Source organism: Arthrobacter sp. 10T419 (genome assembly GCF_056394105.1).
Genome location: NZ_JBFTHF010000002.1, coordinates 216,642 through 235,153 on the forward strand (window position 1 = coordinate 216,642; position 18,512 = coordinate 235,153).

Below are 18,512 nucleotides of genomic sequence, written 5' to 3' on the forward strand. Positions count from 1 at the left end.
GTAGGCATGGCGGAATTTATCTACACAATGACCAAGGCCCGCAAGGCCGTTGGCGAAAAACTTATCCTCGACGACGTGAGCATGTCCTTCTTCCCGGGGGCCAAGATTGGTGTTGTTGGCCCGAATGGTGCCGGTAAGTCCACCATTCTCAAGATCATGGCCGGCCTGGACACTCCCTCCAACGGCGAGGCCCGGCTGAGCCCCGGCTACACCGTCGGCATCCTGCTGCAGGAGCCGCCGTTGAACGAGGACAAGACCGTTCTGGGCAACGTCCAGGAAGGCGTCGGCGAGATCTACGGCAAGATCCAGCGCTTCAACGAGATCTCCGAAGAGATGGCCAACCCCGACGCTGACTACGACGCTCTCCTTGAGGAAATGGGCCAGTTGCAGGAAGCCATCGACGCCGCCGACGCCTGGGATCTCGACTCCCAGCTCGAGCAGGCCATGGATGCCCTGCGCTGCCCGCCGGCCGACGCCGATGTCACGCTCCTCTCCGGTGGTGAGCGCCGACGCGTCGCCCTCTGCAAGCTCCTGCTGCAGAAGCCGGACCTGCTGCTCCTTGACGAGCCCACCAACCACCTCGATGCCGAGAGCGTGTTGTGGCTTGAACAGCACCTGTCCTCCTACCCGGGCGCAGTCCTCGCCGTCACCCACGACCGGTACTTCCTGGACCATGTGGCCGAGTGGATCGCCGAGGTGGACCGCGGCCACCTGTACCCGTACGAGGGCAACTACTCCACCTACCTCGAGAAGAAGCGTGCCCGCCTGGAGGTCCAGGGCAAGAAGGACGCCAAGCAGGCCAAGCGCCTCTCCGAGGAACTCGAGTGGGTCCGCTCCAACGCCAAGGGCCGCCAGACCAAGTCCAAGGCCCGTCTGGCACGCTACGAGGAAATGGCCGCCGAGGCGGACCGTACCCGCAAGCTAGACTTCGAAGAGATCCAGATCCCGCCGGGACCGCGGCTGGGCGGCCTGGTCCTGGAGGCCAAGAACCTCCAGAAGGGCTTCGAGGACCGCACCCTGATCGACGGCCTGTCCTTCACGCTGCCGCGCAACGGCATCGTCGGCGTCATCGGCCCGAACGGTGTCGGCAAGACCACCCTGTTCAAGACGATCGTCGGGCTGGAGCCCCTCGACGGCGGCGAACTGAAGATCGGCGACTCCGTCAAGATCTCCTACGCTGACCAGAGCCGTGGCGGAATCGACCCGAACAAGACCCTGTGGGAGGTCGTTTCCGACGGCCTCGACTTCATCCAGGTCGGCCAGGTCGAGATGCCGTCCCGCGCCTACGTTGCCGCGTTCGGCTTCAAGGGCCCGGACCAGCAGAAGAAGGCCGGCGTGCTTTCCGGTGGTGAGCGCAACCGCCTGAACCTGGCCCTCACCCTCAAGCAGGGCGGTAACCTGCTGCTCCTCGACGAACCGACCAACGACCTCGACGTCGAGACTCTCAGCAGCCTCGAAAACGCCCTGCTCGAATTCCCGGGTTGCGCCGTCGTGGTCTCGCACGACCGCTGGTTCCTGGACCGGGTGGCCACGCACATCCTCGCCTACGAAGGCGACGAGGAGAACCCCTCCAAGTGGTACTGGTTCGAGGGCAACTTCGAATCCTACGAGGAGAACAAGATCGAGCGCCTCGGCCCCGACGCGGCCAAGCCGCACCGGGTGACGCACCGCCGCCTGACCCGCGACTAAGTCCGCAAAGCGGTCCCGCCAGGGCCTACGCGAAAGGCCCGGCTCCCCGTGGGGAGCCGGGCCTTTCGCGTGTCCGCGTCAGCCGCGGTCGGCCTTGCGCATCTGGTGCTCCAGCACCTTGGTCTGGACGGCGCCCTTGACCTTGTTCTTGAAGTCGGTCGGCACCCGGATCATGCCTTCCTGGGCCACCGTCGCGACGTGCCGGCCGTCGCGGCTGAAGATCTTGCCGGTAGCCAGGCCGCGGGCACCCTGGGCGCTGGGGGATTCCTGGACGTAGAGCAACCACTCGTCCACGCGGACGGGCCGGTGCCACCACATGGCGTGGTCCAGGCTGGCGACGGACATTCCCGGGGTAATCCAGCTCATGCCGTGCTTGCGCAGGACGGATTCCAGCAGCGTGTAGTCGCTGGCATAGGCCAGTGCGGCGCGGTGCATCTCCGGGTCATCGGGCATCGGGCCGAAGGTACGCATCCAGACCGCGTTCCGGGCTTCCTTCGGGCCTTTCGCGGAGACGTACAGGGCTGGATCCACATGGCGGATGTCGAAGGGGCGCTCGTAGGCCCAGTGGCGGGCCACCGGGTGGTCGTACTTGCCCAGCAGGTCAGCCGTGCTCGGCAGCGACTCCGGGTCCGGAATCCCGGCGGGCATCTGGGTCTGGTGCTCGATTCCTTCATCCTCGTCCTGGAAGGACGCGATCATCGACAGGATGGGCATGCCCTCCTGGTACGCGTGGACCCGGCGCGCGGAAAAGGAGCGGCCGTCGCGCAACCTCTGGACGCCGAAGGTGATGGGCTTGTTGGCGTCGCCCGGCCGGAGGAAATAGCCATGCATGGAGTGGACCCCGCGGCCGTCCGGAACAGTGCGGCTGCCCGCCACGAGGGACTGGGCCAGCACCTGGCCGCCGAAGACGCGCTGCCGCGGCTGCTTCTGCGAGGGGCCCATGAAGATGTCCTCGTCGGTCCGTACGCCCTCCAGCTCGCCGAGGGTCAGGAGTTGGATGAGCGAGGAGGTGGGGTCCTCGGTGGGCATCGCCTGCAATCCGGCTTCGGCTTCAGTCATGGTTTGACTCTAGACGGCACCCCGGCACGGCTCAAAAGAGGCACAGCCGGTAGAGTCAAGATTGTGTCTGACGTCCTAACCCAGCCCCTGCAGTTCACCGATCCCCGCGACCTCGCCGATCTGCGCACCTTCGCCACCCGCGCCCGGGCCGTCGAGGACGGCGCCATCCGGCTGAACGCCAGCGGGCCGGTCCTGGCCGCGTACGTCTGCGTGCTCCGGCCGCGGCTGCTGGGGGAGGCAACCCCCACCATCCTGGGGCTCCGGACCGTGGCGCTGGCAGCGCCGGCCGAGCTCGATGTGACCGTCCCGCTCTCTGCCGTGCTGGACCGTCTGGCCCGCGCGGGCGCCGACGACGTCGAACTCCCGGTGCCGCCGATGGCCGTCACCGAACCGTGGGCCGGCGTCGGCGCACCCCGCACCGGCTGGGAGCCGCTCGGCGCGCTGCCGGACACTGTCCTGCGGCAGGCCGCGGAGGCAGGCATCACCGAGATCGCAGCCATCATCCCGGACAAGCCCGGCGCCCTGATCGTGAACAACGCCCGGGCGACCGTCTGGGGCCGGGAGTTGCCCGACGCCGGCGGACTGCCCGCCGGGGCCGCGTTCGCCGCGCTGACGCTGGGTTTCCTGGCCGACGGCGAACAAAGCCTCTTCTGTTCGGGCCGGTGGTTCCGGCTCAGCAGCCCCCGCGGCCACGTCCTGGTCCGCGCCGGCTCGGGACTTTAGTGCCGCCAGGTCCAGAGGGGCGGCCGGCTGGCGGACTACCTGCTCAGTCCGCCGTGACGGACGCGAGCTTGACCGGGATCCGCTGTCCGGCCCAGGTAGCGGTGAGGGACTCAGGGCCAGCGGTCTGTTCCGCCAGTTGAAGCCGGCGGATGACCAGCAGCTCCAGCGCTCCGGTCCGGACCACCGTTTCCGCGTCCGTGCTGGAGGCTGTGCCGGGGCCGAGGGCCGGCGCCGCGGAACGTAGCGGCCCGGTGCTGCCAACGAGAACGGACTCCGGCATCGGCTCAAGCCTGCCATCGACGTCCAAAAAGTGCTCCGCCTGTGACTGGCCCGTCAGGATGGCGGCAGCCAAGGCGTCCAGGTAGCAGGGATCGCCGACGGCGTCGTAAACCCACCGTTCGCCGAGGACCGAGTGCTGCATGGTGCCGATCAAGGACGCTTCGGCGCCTTGCAGGGGCGATCCCCGGTAGCTCAGCGGCACCTGGAACACGCTACCGTCAGCGGCGACGAGGATCGTCTCGATGCCAACTTCGCCTTCCGGGTCGTCGAACCGGAAGGCGCCCACCTTCCCCAGCGCCGCGGCGGTTGCCGTGAACCAGGGTTGGCGCGGCAGCCAGCCCTGGAGGAGTTCAAGTTTTGTGGGCTGCAGCTCAGCCTGATGAATGATCGCCATGATCGTCAGCCTAGCCGGACCGGGGTGCCGTCCCGGTCAGAACCGGAGGACGCTGAGTTCTTCGGCAGGCTGGAACCCCAGCCGGGCGTAGAAGTTCCGGGACGCAGGCGATGGCGAAAGCACCATCCGGCCCGCGTTGAGGCCCCGCGAGAACTCAACCGCCGCCTGGACCAACTGTGCTCCGATGCCGGCGTTCCGGAAATCCGGCAGCACATAGACGTTGCCGAGGTAGACCCAGCAGGAGGGCGGTTTCCCCGGTTTGGGCATCCGCTCGAAGACCAGGAGGTTGAGCATCCCGACCAGTCGGCCGTCCACCTCGGCGACAAAGAACTTCCGCGGGTTGGCGTCCATCCAGTCGCCGTAGATCTCTTCGAAGCCGTGACCGTCCTGCGGTTCCGGCTCCTGTTCCGCGGCCCATGTGGCCCTGAGCGCTGCAAGGGCGGGGCGGTCCCCGGGCCATTCGTCGCGGATTATTGGCATGGGAAGTACCTTACTAATCCCCGCGATGATCCTGGGACGGAATACTTGCCGACCCATACCCGGCAGGGTATTCTGGACGCAGAAAGACCCCGGAGGCATTCCCCCAAGTGCCTCCGGGGTCTTTCCACGTCCGGTCCTAGGCCCCGGAAGGGCTGTTGACCATCGAGAGCGCGGCCCGCTCCATGTAGTCCCAGAGGGTCCCCTCGTAGAGCGGCGGCAGGTCCAGCGCATCGACGGCGGTGCGCATGTGGTGCAGCCAAGCATCCTTCGCCTCGGGCGTGACGCGGAACGGCTGGTGCCGCATCCGCAGCCGCGGGTGGCCGCGCTCCTCGCCATACGTGGTGGGGCCGCCCCAGTACTGTTCCAGGAACATCAGGAACCGCCGCTTGGCCGGCCCGAGGTCCTCTTCCGGATACATCGGGCGCAGCAGCGGGTCGGTCGCGACGCCGTCGTAAAACACATCGATCAGCTTCACGAACGTGTCGTGGCCGCCCACGGCGTCATAGAAGTTGTCGGTGTAACCGGGCTGGCTGAACGGATCGTTCTGCATCAGCATCTTGGGCTGGCGGGGTTCGCCGGAAATGGGGATCGACATTTTATTCTCCGGCCTGTTGCTGGGTTGAGGAGCCGGCGTCGTCCGCCAGCCCGCTGTCGGGCGCCACGTAGCTGCCCTGCGAACGGTTGCCCACCCGCAGGATTTCGCCGTTGCGCAGGTACCAGACGGTGCCGTCCTCGGCCCTGACCCGGGTGATGCGCAGGCCCATGGACTCGACCGTTCCCACCACTTCGGACGTTTCGATGATGTCGCCGATACCGTACTGGTCCTCGATGGTGATGAAGATGCCGGCCAGGAAATCGCGGATCAGCTGCTGGGCGCCGAAACCGATCGCGACGCCGAGGATGCCGACGCTGGTCAGCAATGGGGCGATGTTCACGTTGAGGTTCTGCAGGACGTACATCACCGTGATGACGACGACGAGCACGCTGACCACGCTGTTGAGCAGCGAACCGATCGTGTTGGCGCGCTGCTCGCGCCGCTGATGGTCCAGGGCACGAAGCGCGGGTGCCACCCAGCGGAAATGCGGTTTCTTGAAGAACGTGGTTCCGGCGGCAACCCGCTTCGTGATGCCCGCGATCACGAAGGACGCCACCAGCCAGGTGGCGACGCCTACGCCGATGCTGATCAGGACGCCCGGCAGGTTGACTGCCGAGATGTCCGGCGGCGTGAGGGGCTCGGCGGTGGTCAGGCTGTACATCAGCAGGGTTTACTCCTTAGGGGCGCCCGCGTTCGCCGGGCGCATAACACTCTGTTCAGCTTCCACATTAGCGCCGTAGCGTGGCCCCATGCGCATCCTGGTCCTCGGCGGCACCGCCTTCCTGTCAGCAGAAATCGCCCGGCAGGCCGTCGCCGCCGGGCACGACGTCATGTGCCTGGCCCGCGGGAGTCGGTCGGCCCCGCCGGAGGGCGCCAGCTGGCTGAAAGCGGACCGCTCGCTGGGCCCTGCCGCCTACGCCGGCGCCGCCGGCGCTGGGGACTGGGACGCCGTCATCGACGTCGCCCGGGACCCCCGCCAGGCGCGGGAGGCACTCGAAACCTTGGCCGGAACCGCCCGCCACTGGACCTTCGTTTCGAGCTGTTCGGTCTACGCGGACCCTTCCGTCCCGGGCACGGCCGAGGACGCCGCCGTGCTCGCCCCGCTGGCGGCGGGAATCGAGGCGACCATGGAGAACTACGGCGAGGCAAAGTCGGCCATCGAACAACTGACAACGGAACTAGCCGGGGACCGGGCGCACCTTTGCCGGGCCGGGCTGATCGGAGGGCCGGGGGATGGCTCGGACCGCTACGGCTACTGGCCCGCCCGTTTCGCCCGGGACCCGGGGCCGGTGCTGGCTCCGGACATTCCGGCGGATCCCACCCAGATCATCGATGTCCGGGACCTCGCCGCCTGGCTGCTGCTGGCGGCGGAGGCCGGCGTCACCGGGGCGCTGAACGCGGTCGGCGAACCGGTGCCGTTCGCCGAGTACCTCGAAGAGTCACGGCAGCTGTCGGGGGGAGCTGCGGAGGTGGTGGCCGCCCCGGCCGACTGGCTCGCCGAACGCGGGGTGAACTACTGGGCCGGTCCGGACTCGCTTCCGTTGTGGCTTCCGCCCGGCCACGAGGGCTTTGCGGCCCGCAGCAACGCGGCGGCCCGCGCCGCGGGACTGCAGTTGCGGCCGTGGACCCGGACGCTGCGGGACACGCTGGCGGACGAGCGCCGCCGCGGACTCCACCGGGAGCGCCAGGCGGGGCTCAGCCCGGACGTCGAGCGCCGGCTGCTACTCGAGTTCCAGACCGAGTTTCAGTCCGCCTGAGCATCTGCGGCCGGATCCGGTGCACCGGGAACCGGTTCCACGGCGGCTGAGGCCTCGTGCCGGACCGGGAAGTTGACGCTCCGGGCGATGAAGCACACCGCGTTCGCTCCGCGGTGCAGTTCCTCGAAAAGTTCCCCGGCCACCGGGGCCGCCGTCGTGACCCGGGGTTTGAGCGTGACCGATTCGAACTGGCCGCTGCCGTCGCGGTTGGTCCGCATCACGCCCTCGGCACGGTCCTCATAGCCGGTCACCACCACGCCGTGCTTCACGGCGACGTGCAAAAAGGACAGCATGTGGCACTGCGAGAGCGCCGCCAGCAGCAGCTGCTCCGGGTTGTACCGCTCCCGGTCGCCGTGGAACGTGGGGTCCGCAGAGCCCTTCAGGACCGGCAGCCCGGGGATCTCGACGTCGTGGTCGCGCGAGTAGCCCCGGTAGGAGGACGTCCCGCTGCCCAGGTTCCCGGTCCAGCGAACCGTCAGGGCGTAGTGGTGCTCGTCGAGGTTCATGCGGCCAGTCTAACGGCGCAGGAACGGCAGGACCCCGGCGCCGCCGAGAGCGGTGCCGGGGTCCTGAACTGCTGGTCCTGAAGTGCGGGCTAGTTTCCGCCGGGCCTAGACGTCAGCCGCACGTGCGCGCAGGGCGCGGGCGACGCCGTCGCGGTTTTCCAACATCATCCGGCGCAGTGCCGCGCTGTCTTCCGGCAGCGAGGTGAGGAACGCGTCGGTGCGGTCCACCGTGGCCTGCGTGGTCAGCTGCGCCGGGTAGAGTCCGACGACGATCTGCTGGGCCAGGGCGTGGGTGCGGTCCCTGACGATGCCCGGCACGGCCTCGAAGTACTTTTCGGCGTAGGGTTCCAGCAGCGCGGTGTCCAGCACGCGGGTGAAGCCGGCCACCGCCGAACCCTGCAGGGCGTTGGACAGCTCGCCCTTGACCACAATCGATTCCCAAGCCGCGGCCTTGGCCTCGGCGGTGGGGATGGCCGCCTTGGCAAGGGCCGCGGCGTTCTGTCCGGTGGCGGTGTTGTCGTGCTCCAGTTCGGCGTCAATCTGCTCCTGCCCGGCGCGACCGCCCACCACGAGGGACGCGATCAGCTCCCAGCGCAGGTCCTGGTCGACGGCGAGGCCGGGCAGCTCGCGCGAGCCGTCCAGCAGGCCGGCGACGGTGTCCAGCTGGGTCGCGCTGCGGGCCAGCAGGGCGTAGGACTTCACAAACTGCAGCTGCGCGTCCGACCCGGCCGGGACGCGGGAGGCAAGCTCCCAGAGCCGGTCCGCGGTGGCGGTGGCGGTGGCGTCCTTGTGCTCGGCGGCCACGTAGAAGTTCAGCGTGGTGGCGAGCTGGCGGAGCTGGACCAGGATCACGGAGGAATCGGATTCCTCGGCGATGTTGGCCAGGATCAGTTCCACGTAGCCGCGGGCCGGGGTTTCGCCGTCGCGCGCCGCGTCCCAGGCCGAACCCCAGACCAGCGTGCGGGGGAGGCTCTGGCCGAAGTCCTTCAGGTGCGCCGTTGCGGTGGCGAGGGACTTGGGATCCAGCCGGACCTTGGCGTAGGCGAGGTCGTCGTCGTTGAGCAGGATGAGGTCCGGCTGCGCCAGGCCCGCCAGGGCGGGAACCTCGGTGCGCTCGCCGTCGACGTCGAGCTCCTCGCGGTGGACGCGCTCCAGCTTCCCGGCGCCGTCCAGGTTGTAGAAGCCGACGGCGAGCCGGTGCGGGCGGATGGTCGGCTGCGCCTCGGTGGCGGACTGCAGGATGGCGAACGAGGAAATGCTCCCGTCCTCGCCGACGGACAGCTCCGGCTTGAGCGTGTTGACGCCGGCGGTCTCCAGCCAGAGCCGTCCCCAGTGGTCCAGGTCGCGGCCGCTGGCCTTTTCCAGCTCGACCATCAGGTCACTGAGCTCGGTGTTCTGCCAGGAGTGCTTGCGGAAGTACTCGCGGACGCCGGCCATGAACTCTTCCGGGCCCACCCAGGCCACCAGCTGCCGCAGCACCGAGGCACCCTTGGCGTAGGTGATGCCGTCGAAGTTCACCTCGACGTCCTGCAGGTCGTTGATCTCGGCGAAGATCGGGTGCGTGGTGGGGAGCTGGTCCTGGCGGTAGGCCCAGGACTTTTCCACCGAAGCGAAGGTGGTCCAGGCGTGGTCGAATTTTGTGTTCTCGACGGCGGCGAGGTGGGACATGTACTCGGCGAAGGACTCGTTGAGCCAGAGGTCGTTCCACCAGCGCATGGTCACGAGGTCGCCGAACCACATGTGGGCCAGCTCGTGCAGCACGGTGATGGCGCGGCGTTCCACCTGTGCGTCGGTGACCTTGCTGCGGAAGACATAGCCCTCCAGGATGGTCACGGCCCCGGCGTTCTCCATGGCCCCGGCGTTGAACTCCGGGACGAAGAGCTGGTCGTACTTCTCGAACGGGTAGGGGCAGCCGAACTGGGCCTCGAAGAACTCGAAGCCCTGGCGGGTCAGGTCGAAGATGTTGTCCGCGTCGAGGTACTGCATGAGGGACTTGCGGGCGAAAACGCCCAGCGGGGTGACTTTTCCGTCCGCGGACTTCACTTCGCTGCGGACCGACTGGTACGGACCGGCGATCAGGGCGGTGACGTAGGAGGAGAGCCGCGGGGTGGGGGCGAACTCCCAGACCGAGCGCGCACCGCCGTCCTCGCCGGGGATGGTTTCCACCGGCACCGGGGTAGGGGAGTTGGAGACGACGTCCCAGTGGGAGGGCGCGGTGACCGTGAAGCTGAAGCTGGCCTTGAGGTCTGGCTGCTCGAAGACGGCGAACATGCGCCGGGAATCCGGAACCTCGAACTGGGTGTACAGGTAGACCTCGTTGTCCACCGGGTCCACGAAGCGGTGCAGTCCCTCGCCCGTGTTCATGTAGGGCGCGTCCGCGACCACCAGGAGCTCGTTCTCGGCGGCCAGGTCCGTCAGCTGGATCCGGATGCCGTCGGAGACCTCCGCGGGATCCAGCTCGCGGCCGTTGAGCGTGACGCTGTGCACCGTGCGGGTCACGGCGTCGATGAAAGTCGAGGACCCCGGCTTGGCCGTGAACTTCACGGCGGTGGTGGAGCCAAAGACCTTTTCGCCACGGGTCAGGTCGAGGCTGACCTCGTAGGAGTCGACGGCGATCAGTTCGGCGCGCTCGCGGGCTTCGGCGCGTGTGAGGTTCATACCGGGCAAGAGGTGCCTCCAGAAGTGGTGGGAACGGTGGAAACGATACTGTGAAATTATTCTTTCACGTTGTGGTGCGTTGGCAAGTTGTCCACCTCACAGCGCGTCCCCTCCGGCGGGCCCGGCAGGGGTAGCGTTGGGTTCATGGGAAAGATCCGGGATTCCGTTGACGCCAGGGCCCTGCGTTTCGCCGTGGGTTTCCCGCTCATGCTGGCCGTCGCCTTCGTGGTGTGCGCGCTGCTGATCCGTGTGGACCTGCCCGAGCCGCTGGCCGTCCGCTGGACCGGCGCCGGCGCCGCCGATTTTGCGCCCTTTGGAGCAGTGGTGGGGGTTGGTGCGGCAATGATCGTCCTGGTCGGCTGGGCCGTCCTGCTGCAGGCGGCGCCGCTGTCCCGGCCGGCCCTGATGCGCCGGTTCATGATGGGCGCCGGGCTGGCGGTAAGCCTTTTCGTCACCACCGTCCTTGCCGCCGTACTGGTGGGCCAGCTGGGGCTGGCCGATGCGCGGGAGTCCCGCGTGGACGTGGCCGTCCTGGCCATGGGCAGCGGCGCGGCCCTGGGCCTCGGGGTGGTGATGGGCTTCGTCTTCAAGGCGGACGAGCGGTGGTCCACCGAGGACGAAAGAGCCGCGCAGGCCGCGCTGGAACGGGAGCTGGACCCCGAACTGGCCGGCGATTCCGTGAGCCTCTGGGTCCACGCCCGCAGCTCGGTGTTTGTGATGCTCGGGATTGCCACGCTGTTCCCCGCTGCCCTGCTCACCGTTGCCGTGCCGTGGCTGGCCGCGTTGCTCGTGGCGGTCGCTCTGCTGGCCGCCGTGTTCCTCTTCGCCCGCATCCGGGTGGACCGGAGCGGCCTGCGGGTGTTTGCGGCCGGGTTCGTCCGGGTCATGGATGTTCCAGCGGCGGCCATCGATTCGGCGACGCCGAAAGAGGTCAAGGCCGCCGACTACGGCGGCTGGGGCTACCGGAGCCACGGCGCCACGACGGCGATGCTGGTCAGCAGCGGCCCCGCCGTCGTCGTCGACCGCTCCGACGGCCGACGGCTGGCGGTGAGCGGGGGCAGCGCGACGACGGCGGACAACGTCGCGCAGGTGCTCTCCCGCGTGGCGGCGCGGGCTCGCCGCAACGGCGGGGCGCCCGCGGCGTAGCCCTAGTAGGCTGGGACGAGCCCTGATCAGCCGCGCCGAGAGTCCACCGGCGCCCCACAGAACGGATACGCCGTGACCACTGCCCCGGATTTCCCGCGCGTCCACATCGCCACCGACCACGCCGGCATGGAGCTCAGTGCCCATCTGGTGGCCCACCTCCGCGCGAAGGGCTACGACGTGGTGGACCATGGGCCGAAGGTTTACGACGCCCTGGACGACTACCCCTCGTTCTGCATCAACGCCGCCCGCGCCGTTGTGGCCGACCAGGAAGCCGGCACCCCCGCGCTGGGAATCGTCCTGGGTGGTTCCGGCAACGGCGAGCAGATCGCCGCCAACAAGGTCAAAGGCGTCCGGGCCGCCCTGGCCTGGAACCTCTCCACGGCAAAGCTGGCCCGTGAGCACAACGACGCCAACGTCGTGGCCGTGGGCGGCCGCCAGCACAGCGTCGACGAGGCCACCGCCATCATCGAGGCCTTCCTGACCGAGCCCTTCAGCAACGATGAGCGCCACGTCCGCCGGATCGGCAAGATCGCCAGCTACGAAACCACCGGCCAGGTCGTCGAGTAGTGCCGGAGGGGCATTCGGTCCATCGGCTGGCGCGCCAGTTCGCGGACGTCTTCGCGGGGGAGCGGCTCGCCGTGTCCAGCCCGCAGGGACGTTTTGTGCACGGTGCCGCCCTGCTGGACGGCCACGTCCTCACCGGGTCCGTGGCGCACGGGAAGCACCTGTTCCTCGACTTCGACCACGGGCTGGTCCTGCATGTCCACCTTGGGCTGTACGGCGCGTGGGACTTCGGCGGCGATGCGGACTTCCGCGGGGCCTCCAGCATTGGCGCGCCCCGGAAAGTAGGGGAGCGGGAGGTCTACAGTGACGGCGGCGCGGATCCCGTGTACGCGGGCCCACCGGCTCCGGTGGGCGCGGTCCGGGTCCGGCTGGCCGGCACGCACGGGTGGGCGGACCTGCGCGGGGCGACCACCTGCGAGACGCTGACCGAAACCGAGGCCGAAGCCGTCACGGCACGGCTGGGCCCGGATCCGCTGCGGAACCTCCCGGGGGACCGGGAGGACTTCATCGCCGCCCTGGCGAAAAAGCGCACGCCGCTGGCCACCCTGCTGATGGACCAAAAGGTGATTGCCGGCGTCGGCAACGTATACCGCGCCGAGCTGCTGTTCCGGCAGCGGCTGGACCCCTGGCTGCCCGGGAGCGCCCTGCCGGCAGAATCCGCCGGGCTGCTCTGGGATGACACCGTGGCGATGATGTCCGACGGCGTCCGCGACGGCCGGATCATCACCACCCCGGCAAGCTATTGGACAGGGCGGGGCGACGGGGCAGGGCAGGGCGACGGGAAAGGGCAGGGCGACAGGCTGCCGGAGCCTGAGGAAGCGCACTTCGTCTACCGCCGGCAGGGCCTGGACTGCCGGGACTGCGGCGCAGCCGTGGCACTGACCGAGCACGCCGCCCGGAAGCTCTACTGGTGCCCGGCCTGCCAGCGGGCCTGAACCGGCCGGTGCACCGCGTCCCCGTGACGGATCATGGCGGGGTGGACACGAAAAAAGCCCCTCCGGGGAGGGGCCCAAGCTTCGTCATATTCGGAGGGGACGACGGKAATCGAACCCGCGTAATCAGTTTGGAAGACTGAGGCTTTACCATTAAGCTACGTCCCCGGGAATTTGCTGGAACTTCAGCAAAACTTCCGGGCGGCTGTTGAAGCCGGATACAACTAAACCCAATTCAGGCCCCCAGTGTCAAATGTGCAAATCAGCACAGTATGACCGTAGACTGTTCTGTGCACTTACGGGGTGTAGCTCAGCTTGGCTAGAGCGCCTGCTTTGGGAGCAGGAAGTCGCAGGTTCAAATCCTGTCACCCCGACTCTGCAGCAACTGCCAGATATGTGGCGTTGCAGAACCCCATCCCCCAAAACCAGGAGTACTTAGACTGTGAAGAGCGCTGTCGAGAACCTCACCCCTACGCGGGTCAAGCTCAATGTTGAGGTCCCCTTTGAGGAATTGAAGCCCAGCATCGCAGAGGCATACAAGACTGTTGCTTCGCAGATCCAGGTTCCCGGGTTCCGCAAGGGCAAAGTCCCCTCCAAGCTCATTGACCAGCGCGTTGGCCGCGGCTACGTCCTGGAAACGGCCATCAACGAAGGCCTCAACGGCTGGTACCAGGCTGCCGTGCAGGAAACCGGCATCCGCCCGCTGAGCCGTCCCGAGGTCGAAATCACCGAGGTGCCGGATCCGTCCGCCACCGACGGCGAACTGAAGTTCCACGCCGAGGTCGACGTTCGCCCCGAAATCGAACTCCCGGACTACTCCGGCATCAAGGTCGAGGTCGCGGCTGCCGAGTCGTCCGACGCCGACGTCGACAAGGCCCTCGACGAGCTGCGCGGCCGCTTCGGCACGCTCAAGTCCGTTGACCGCCCCGCCGCCGACGGTGACTTCCTCACGATCGACATCACCGCCTCGATCGACGGCGCCGAGGTCGACTCTGCGTCAGGCCTGTCCTACCAGGTCGGCGCCGGCACCATGCTCGAAGGCCTCGACGAAGCCGTCACCGGCCTGAGCGCCGACGAAGACGCCATCTTTGACACCACCCTCGTGGGCGGCGACCACGCCGGCGAGGCCGCGCAGGTCAAGGTTGTCGTCAAGGCCGTCAAGGAGCGCGAGCTTCCCGAGGCCAACGACGACTTCGCCCAGCTGGCGTCCGAGTTCGACACTCTGGCGGAGCTCCGCGAGGACCTCGCCAAGCAGGCCGCCGACTCCAAGACGGTCGAGCAGGGCGTAGAGGCCCGCGACAAGGTCCTGGACAAGCTCGTCGAGCTCGTAGAGGTGCCGGTTCCGGAATCCGTCGTCGAGGAGCAGCTTGAGCAGCACTTCAGCGCCGAGAACTCCCACGGCGAAGGCGAGCACGACACCGAGGAACACCGCGCCGAGGTCAAGGCCAACACGGAGCGTGCCTTCCAGAACGAGATCATCCTTGACGCAATCGCCGAAAAGGAAGAAGTCAACGTCACTCAGAACGAGCTGATCGACTACATCGTCACCACCGCCGGCCAGTACGGCATGGATCCGAACCAGTTCGCGCAGATCATCGATCAGAGCGGCCAGGTTCCCATGATGGTTTCCGAGGTGCGCCGCCGCAAGGCACTCGCCGTGGTCCTGGGCCAGGCCGAGGTCACCGACTCCGAGGGCAACAAGGTTGACCTGAGCGACTTCGTCCGCCCCGGCGGCGAAGAGGCCTCCTTCGAAGCCGACGCCACCGATGAGGCAGCCGCAGCCGAAGCACCCGCCGAGTCCACCGACGACGCGGCAGCTGCCGAAGCGCCCAAGAACGACGACCCCGCGGCCGTGAAGTTCTAGCACCCACGGTTCCCGCAGTTCCTGCCCGCACCCCCGGATCACTGATCCGGGGGTGCGGCTTTTTAAGCCTGCAATGAACCCTTCCGGGCAATCGTGCGCCGTCAGCGAACAGCCCTGCGCCTGAGCACAAAGCAGCCGCGAAAACCGTTAGTGTCCATGTAGGAAAGTTCAGTGATGCCGTCCAGTGGCGTCACCGTCGCCAGCGAGAGGTAAGTACACATGTCACAGCAAGCAGGGGCACCCCGGATGGCTACCGTCGATCCGTCAGCCCAGGATAACTACATTTACAACCGCCTGCTGAAAGAGCGCATTATCTGGCTCGGCTCCGAGGTCCGCGACGAGAACGCCAACGCGATCTGCTCGCAGCTGCTGCTGCTCTCGGCCGAAAACCCCGAGAAGGACATCTACCTGTACATCAACTCGCCCGGCGGCTCCGTCACCGCCGGCATGGCCATCTACGACACGATGCAGTTCATCCCGAACGACGTCGTCACCGTCGCCACCGGCCTGGCCGCCTCGATGGGCCAGTTCCTGCTCTCCTCCGGCACCAAGGGCAAGCGCTACGCCACTCCGAACGCCCGCATCCTGATGCACCAGCCCTCCGGCGGCATCGGCGGCACCGCCTCGGACATCAAGATCCAGGCCGAGCTGATCCTGCACATGAAGAAGGTCATGGCCGAACTGACCGCCGAGCAGACCGGACAGACCGTGGAGACCATCCTCAAGGACAACGACCGCGACAAGTGGTTCACGGCGCCCGAAGCCCTCGAATACGGCTTCTTCGACAAGATCGCGGCGCACGCCGGGTCCGTGGCAGGCGGCGGCGGAACCAACGCCGACGCCGGCACCGAAAACTAACCGGCACGCAGACAGAACCGACTTCAGGAGCAATGAACATGGACTACAACTTCGGATCGACTGCCGGTAACCTGCCGACCAGCCGCTACGTGCTGCCGCAGTTTGAAGAGCGGACCCCCTACGGCTTCAAGCGCCAGGACCCCTACACCAAGCTGTTCGAGGACCGCATCATCTTCCTGGGCGTCCAGGTCGACGACGCCTCCGCCGACGACGTGATGGCGCAGCTGCTGGTGCTCGAGTCCACCGACCCGGACCGCGACATCACGCTTTACATCAACTCCCCGGGCGGCTCCTTCACCGCCATGACGGCGATCTACGACACGATGCAGTACATCCGCCCGGAGATCCAGACGGTCTGCCTGGGCCAGGCCGCGAGTGCGGCCGCCGTGCTGCTCGCCGCGGGCACCCCGGGCAAGCGCCTGGCCCTGCCGAACGCACGAGTCCTGATCCACCAGCCGGCCCTCTCCGGCGGCCAGGGCGGACAGGCCTCCGACCTGGAGATCCAGGCCGCCGAGGTCATGCGGATGCGCTCCTGGCTGGAGGACACCCTGGCCAAGCACTCCGGCCGCACCTCGGAGCAGGTCAACAACGACATCGAACGCGACAAGATCCTCACGGCCGCCGAGGCCATGAGCTACGGCCTGATCGACCAGGTGCTTGACTCCCGCAAGATCAAGCCGCAGGCGATCGCCAAGTAGCAACACGGCAGTTCAACCACGACGCCGGTGCAGCTCAGACAGAAATGGGCCGCACCGGCGTCTCCTTTCCACCCATCAGGCCGAAAGTGACCTAGAGTGGAAGTTGTCACGGCCTCACGTCCCGCGAGGAACGTCCGTGATTCCAGTAACGGGTGCAGCGCTGCACAGGAGCACGACCCAGCCGGCAGCAAGATACTAAGGGGTTCACATATGGCTCGGATTGGCGAGAGCACCGATCTGCTGAAGTGTTCTTTCTGCGGAAAGAGCCAGAAGCAGGTCCGCAAGCTCATTGCCGGGCCCGGCGTCTACATCTGCGACGAGTGCATTGAACTCTGCAACGAGATCATTGAAGAAGAACTCGCCGAAGTAGCTGACCTGGGGAGCTTCGAGCTGCCCAAGCCCCGCGAGATCTTCGACTTCCTGCAGGAATACGTCATCGGCCAGGAGCCCGCCAAGCGGTCCCTCGCCGTCGCCGTCTACAACCACTACAAGCGGATCCAGGCCGGCCACGCACCCAAGAGCGGCACCCTTGCCGAGGGCGGCCACCACGACGACGTCGAGATCGCCAAGTCCAACATCCTGCTGATCGGACCCACCGGCTGCGGCAAGACCTACCTCGCGCAGACCCTCGCCCGGCGCCTCAACGTCCCCTTCGCCGTGGCTGACGCCACCGCCCTGACCGAGGCGGGCTACGTGGGTGAGGACGTCGAAAACATCCTGCTCAAGCTGATCCAGGCCGCGGACTACGACGTCAAGAAGGCTGAACAGGGCATCATCTACATCGATGAGATCGACAAGATTTCGCGCAAGAGCGAGAACCCCTCCATCACCCGGGATGTCTCGGGCGAGGGCGTGCAGCAGGCGCTGCTGAAGATCCTCGAAGGCACGGTCGCCTCCGTCCCGCCGCAGGGCGGCCGCAAGCACCCGCACCAGGAATTCATCCAGATCGACACCACCAACGTGCTCTTCATCGTGGCCGGCGCCTTCGCCGGCCTGGAGGAGATCATCGGGTCGCGCTCGGGCCGCAAGGGCATCGGCTTCGGCGCCCCGCTGAACGAGGTCAAGAACAACGCGGACTCCTACGGCGAAGTCATGCCCGAGGATCTGCTGAAGTTCGGCCTCATCCCCGAATTCATCGGCCGGCTCCCGGTCATCACCACGGTCTCGAACCTGGACCGGCCGGCGCTGATCCAGATCCTCTCCACGCCCAAGAACGCGCTGGTCAAGCAGTACCAGAAGATGTTCCAGCTCGACGGCGTCGAGCTGGTGTTCGAGGACGAGGCCCTGGACCTGATCGCTGACCAGGCCCTGGAACGCGGCACCGGTGCCCGCGGCCTCCGGGCCATCATGGAGGAAGTCCTGCTCCCGGTGATGTTCGACCTGCCGAGTCGCGACGACGTCGCCAGCGTGGTCATCACCGAGGACGTTGTGGCCAAGAAGGCCCCGCCCACCTTGATCGCCCACGACGTCAAACGCCGTAAGTCCGCCTGATCCGAACCGCGCAGCGCGCCGGGGAAGTTCCGGAATAAATCCGCCGGCAGCTTCGCTATGACTAACTGATGCTCCGTGCCGTCCGCGGCCATTTCCGCCGGCCCGCCGCGGTTCCGCGTCCCCGTTGACTTCCAAAGGAGAACTCCTGTGCCTGAGACCATGACGAATAAAGCTGACTTCTGGTTTGACCCCATGTGCCCCTTCGCCTGGGTGACGTCGCGCTGGATCAGCGAAGTGGAAGATGTCCGCGACATCAAGACCGAATGGCACGTGATGAGCCTGGCCGTCTTGAACGAAGGCCGGGACGAGCTGCCGGCTGAGTACAAGGAATTCCTGGTCAAGGCCTGGGCCCCGGTGCGGGTGATCGTGGCCGCCGCCGAGAAGCATGGCGCCGAGTACATCAAGCCGCTTTATGACGCCATGGGCACCAAGATCCACAACGAGGGCAACAAGGACATCGCCGAGGTCATCGCCAAGTCGTTGGCCGAGGCAGGACTGCCGGCCGAGCTCGCGGCCGCCGGCCAGAGCGACGAGTTCGACGCCCAGCTGCGCGCCAGCCACGAAGGCGGCATCTCCCTGGTCGGCCAGGACGTCGGCACCCCGGTGGTGGCGTTCAACGGCACGGCGTTCTTCGGCCCCGTGCTCACCCGCATCCCGCGCGGCGAGGACGCTGGCAAGCTGTGGGACGCCACCGTCGCCCTCGCCTCCTTCCCGTACTTCTTCGAACTCAAGCGCAGCCGCACCGAGAGCCCCGTTTTCAGCTAGGCAGCCCCCGGCAGCGACCGCGAGGGCCCTGGAAGAACTACTCCCATGTAGTTT

At 67.3% G+C, this 18,512-nt stretch carries 18 protein-coding genes and 2 tRNA genes; 12 read left to right on the forward strand and 8 right to left on the reverse strand.

The window, feature by feature from the left end:
* The first annotated feature begins 6 nt into the window (after positions 1-6).
* Positions 7-1,689 carry an energy-dependent translational throttle protein EttA gene (ettA, locus tag AC1DBD_RS04650; RefSeq protein ID WP_346960802.1) on the forward strand — a complete coding sequence of 561 codons (1,683 nt, stop codon included), beginning with the start codon at positions 7-9 and terminating at the stop codon, positions 1,687-1,689.
* A gap of 78 nt (positions 1,690-1,767) precedes the next feature.
* Here ettA and tesB read toward each other — a convergent pair whose 3' ends face one another.
* Positions 1,768-2,748 (reverse strand): acyl-CoA thioesterase II, encoded by a 981-nt coding sequence (gene tesB / locus AC1DBD_RS04655; RefSeq protein WP_476981517.1) that lies wholly within the window; start codon positions 2,746-2,748, stop codon positions 1,768-1,770.
* Between the two features lie 63 nt (positions 2,749-2,811).
* Here tesB and AC1DBD_RS04660 point away from each other — a divergent pair, with 63 nt between their 5' ends.
* Positions 2,812-3,471, forward strand: a complete 660-nt coding sequence (locus AC1DBD_RS04660; RefSeq protein WP_476981518.1) for a DUF8185 domain-containing protein — start codon at positions 2,812-2,814, stop codon at positions 3,469-3,471.
* A gap of 43 nt (positions 3,472-3,514) precedes the next feature.
* Here the strand turns inward: AC1DBD_RS04660 and AC1DBD_RS04665 are convergent, their stop codons facing one another.
* The 4 genes from AC1DBD_RS04665 to AC1DBD_RS04680 form a co-directional block, all read right to left on the reverse strand.
* On the reverse strand, positions 3,515-4,144 hold the full coding sequence (locus tag AC1DBD_RS04665) for a CG0192-related protein (RefSeq protein ID WP_476981519.1): 630 nt from the start codon (positions 4,142-4,144) through the stop codon (positions 3,515-3,517).
* A gap of 36 nt (positions 4,145-4,180) precedes the next feature.
* Entirely contained in the window at positions 4,181-4,624 is a 444-nt protein-coding gene (locus AC1DBD_RS04670) for a GNAT family N-acetyltransferase (protein WP_441417551.1), read from the reverse strand.
* Between the two features lie 136 nt (positions 4,625-4,760).
* Positions 4,761-5,219, reverse strand: a complete 459-nt coding sequence (locus AC1DBD_RS04675) for a globin (RefSeq protein ID WP_441417552.1) — start codon at positions 5,217-5,219, stop codon at positions 4,761-4,763.
* A gap of 1 nt (position 5,220) precedes the next feature.
* Complete coding sequence (locus tag AC1DBD_RS04680; protein WP_441417553.1) at positions 5,221-5,880, reverse strand: mechanosensitive ion channel family protein; 660 nt, start codon at positions 5,878-5,880, stop codon at positions 5,221-5,223.
* 88 nt (positions 5,881-5,968) lie between these two features.
* On the opposite strand from AC1DBD_RS04680, the gene AC1DBD_RS04685 reads away from it, so the two are divergent.
* A complete protein-coding gene (locus AC1DBD_RS04685) occupies positions 5,969-6,976 on the forward strand; it encodes an NAD-dependent epimerase/dehydratase family protein (RefSeq protein ID WP_476981520.1) in 1,008 nt (335 codons plus the stop codon).
* On the opposite strand, the gene AC1DBD_RS04690 is transcribed toward AC1DBD_RS04685, so the two are convergent.
* Together AC1DBD_RS04690 and pepN are read right to left on the reverse strand one after the other, a co-directional pair.
* A complete protein-coding gene (locus AC1DBD_RS04690; protein ID WP_476908700.1) occupies positions 6,964-7,482 on the reverse strand; it encodes an OsmC family protein in 519 nt (172 codons plus the stop codon). The two genes, AC1DBD_RS04685 and AC1DBD_RS04690, sit on opposite strands and share 13 nt — an antisense overlap.
* 105 nt (positions 7,483-7,587) lie before the next feature.
* Entirely contained in the window at positions 7,588-10,140 is a 2,553-nt protein-coding gene (gene pepN, locus AC1DBD_RS04695) for an aminopeptidase N (protein WP_476981521.1), read from the reverse strand.
* Between the two features lie 144 nt (positions 10,141-10,284).
* Between pepN and AC1DBD_RS04700 the strand changes: the two genes are divergently transcribed.
* From AC1DBD_RS04700 to AC1DBD_RS04710, 3 genes are all read left to right on the forward strand, one after another.
* On the forward strand, positions 10,285-11,286 hold the full coding sequence (locus tag AC1DBD_RS04700) for a hypothetical protein (protein WP_441417557.1): 1,002 nt from the start codon (positions 10,285-10,287) through the stop codon (positions 11,284-11,286).
* Between the two features lie 72 nt (positions 11,287-11,358).
* Positions 11,359-11,853, forward strand: coding sequence for a ribose-5-phosphate isomerase (locus tag AC1DBD_RS04705; RefSeq protein WP_476981522.1), 495 nt, complete (start codon positions 11,359-11,361; stop codon positions 11,851-11,853).
* Positions 11,853-12,785, forward strand: a complete 933-nt coding sequence (locus tag AC1DBD_RS04710; protein ID WP_441417559.1) for an Fpg/Nei family DNA glycosylase — start codon at positions 11,853-11,855, stop codon at positions 12,783-12,785. The genes AC1DBD_RS04705 and AC1DBD_RS04710 overlap by 1 nt, the downstream gene beginning before the upstream one ends.
* Before the next feature lie 94 nt (positions 12,786-12,879).
* Here the strand turns inward: AC1DBD_RS04710 and AC1DBD_RS04715 are convergent.
* A tRNA-Gly gene (locus AC1DBD_RS04715) sits at positions 12,880-12,950 on the reverse strand.
* 131 nt (positions 12,951-13,081) lie between these two features.
* Between AC1DBD_RS04715 and AC1DBD_RS04720 the strand changes: the two genes are divergently transcribed.
* The 6 genes from AC1DBD_RS04720 to AC1DBD_RS04745 all read left to right on the forward strand — a co-directional run bounded on the left by AC1DBD_RS04720 (position 13,082) and on the right by AC1DBD_RS04745 (position 18,458).
* Positions 13,082-13,156 (forward strand) — tRNA-Pro (locus AC1DBD_RS04720).
* Positions 13,157-13,224: 68 nt separating this feature from the next.
* Positions 13,225-14,646, forward strand: coding sequence for a trigger factor (gene tig / locus AC1DBD_RS04725; protein WP_441417560.1), 1,422 nt, complete (start codon positions 13,225-13,227; stop codon positions 14,644-14,646).
* 246 nt (positions 14,647-14,892) lie between these two features.
* The gene (locus AC1DBD_RS04730; RefSeq protein WP_476981650.1) at positions 14,893-15,504 is read left to right on the forward strand and encodes an ATP-dependent Clp protease proteolytic subunit; all 612 of its coding nucleotides are present in this window, start codon (positions 14,893-14,895) and stop codon (positions 15,502-15,504) included.
* Between the two features lie 38 nt (positions 15,505-15,542).
* On the forward strand, positions 15,543-16,202 hold the full coding sequence (locus AC1DBD_RS04735; protein ID WP_476981651.1) for an ATP-dependent Clp protease proteolytic subunit: 660 nt from the start codon (positions 15,543-15,545) through the stop codon (positions 16,200-16,202).
* 210 nt (positions 16,203-16,412) lie between these two features.
* Positions 16,413-17,693 carry an ATP-dependent Clp protease ATP-binding subunit ClpX gene (gene clpX / locus AC1DBD_RS04740; protein WP_441417561.1) on the forward strand — a complete coding sequence of 427 codons (1,281 nt, stop codon included), beginning with the start codon at positions 16,413-16,415 and terminating at the stop codon, positions 17,691-17,693.
* 159 nt (positions 17,694-17,852) lie between these two features.
* Positions 17,853-18,458, forward strand: coding sequence for a mycothiol-dependent nitroreductase Rv2466c family protein (locus AC1DBD_RS04745; RefSeq protein WP_441417562.1), 606 nt, complete (start codon positions 17,853-17,855; stop codon positions 18,456-18,458).
* The last annotated feature ends 54 nt before the right edge of the window (positions 18,459-18,512 follow it).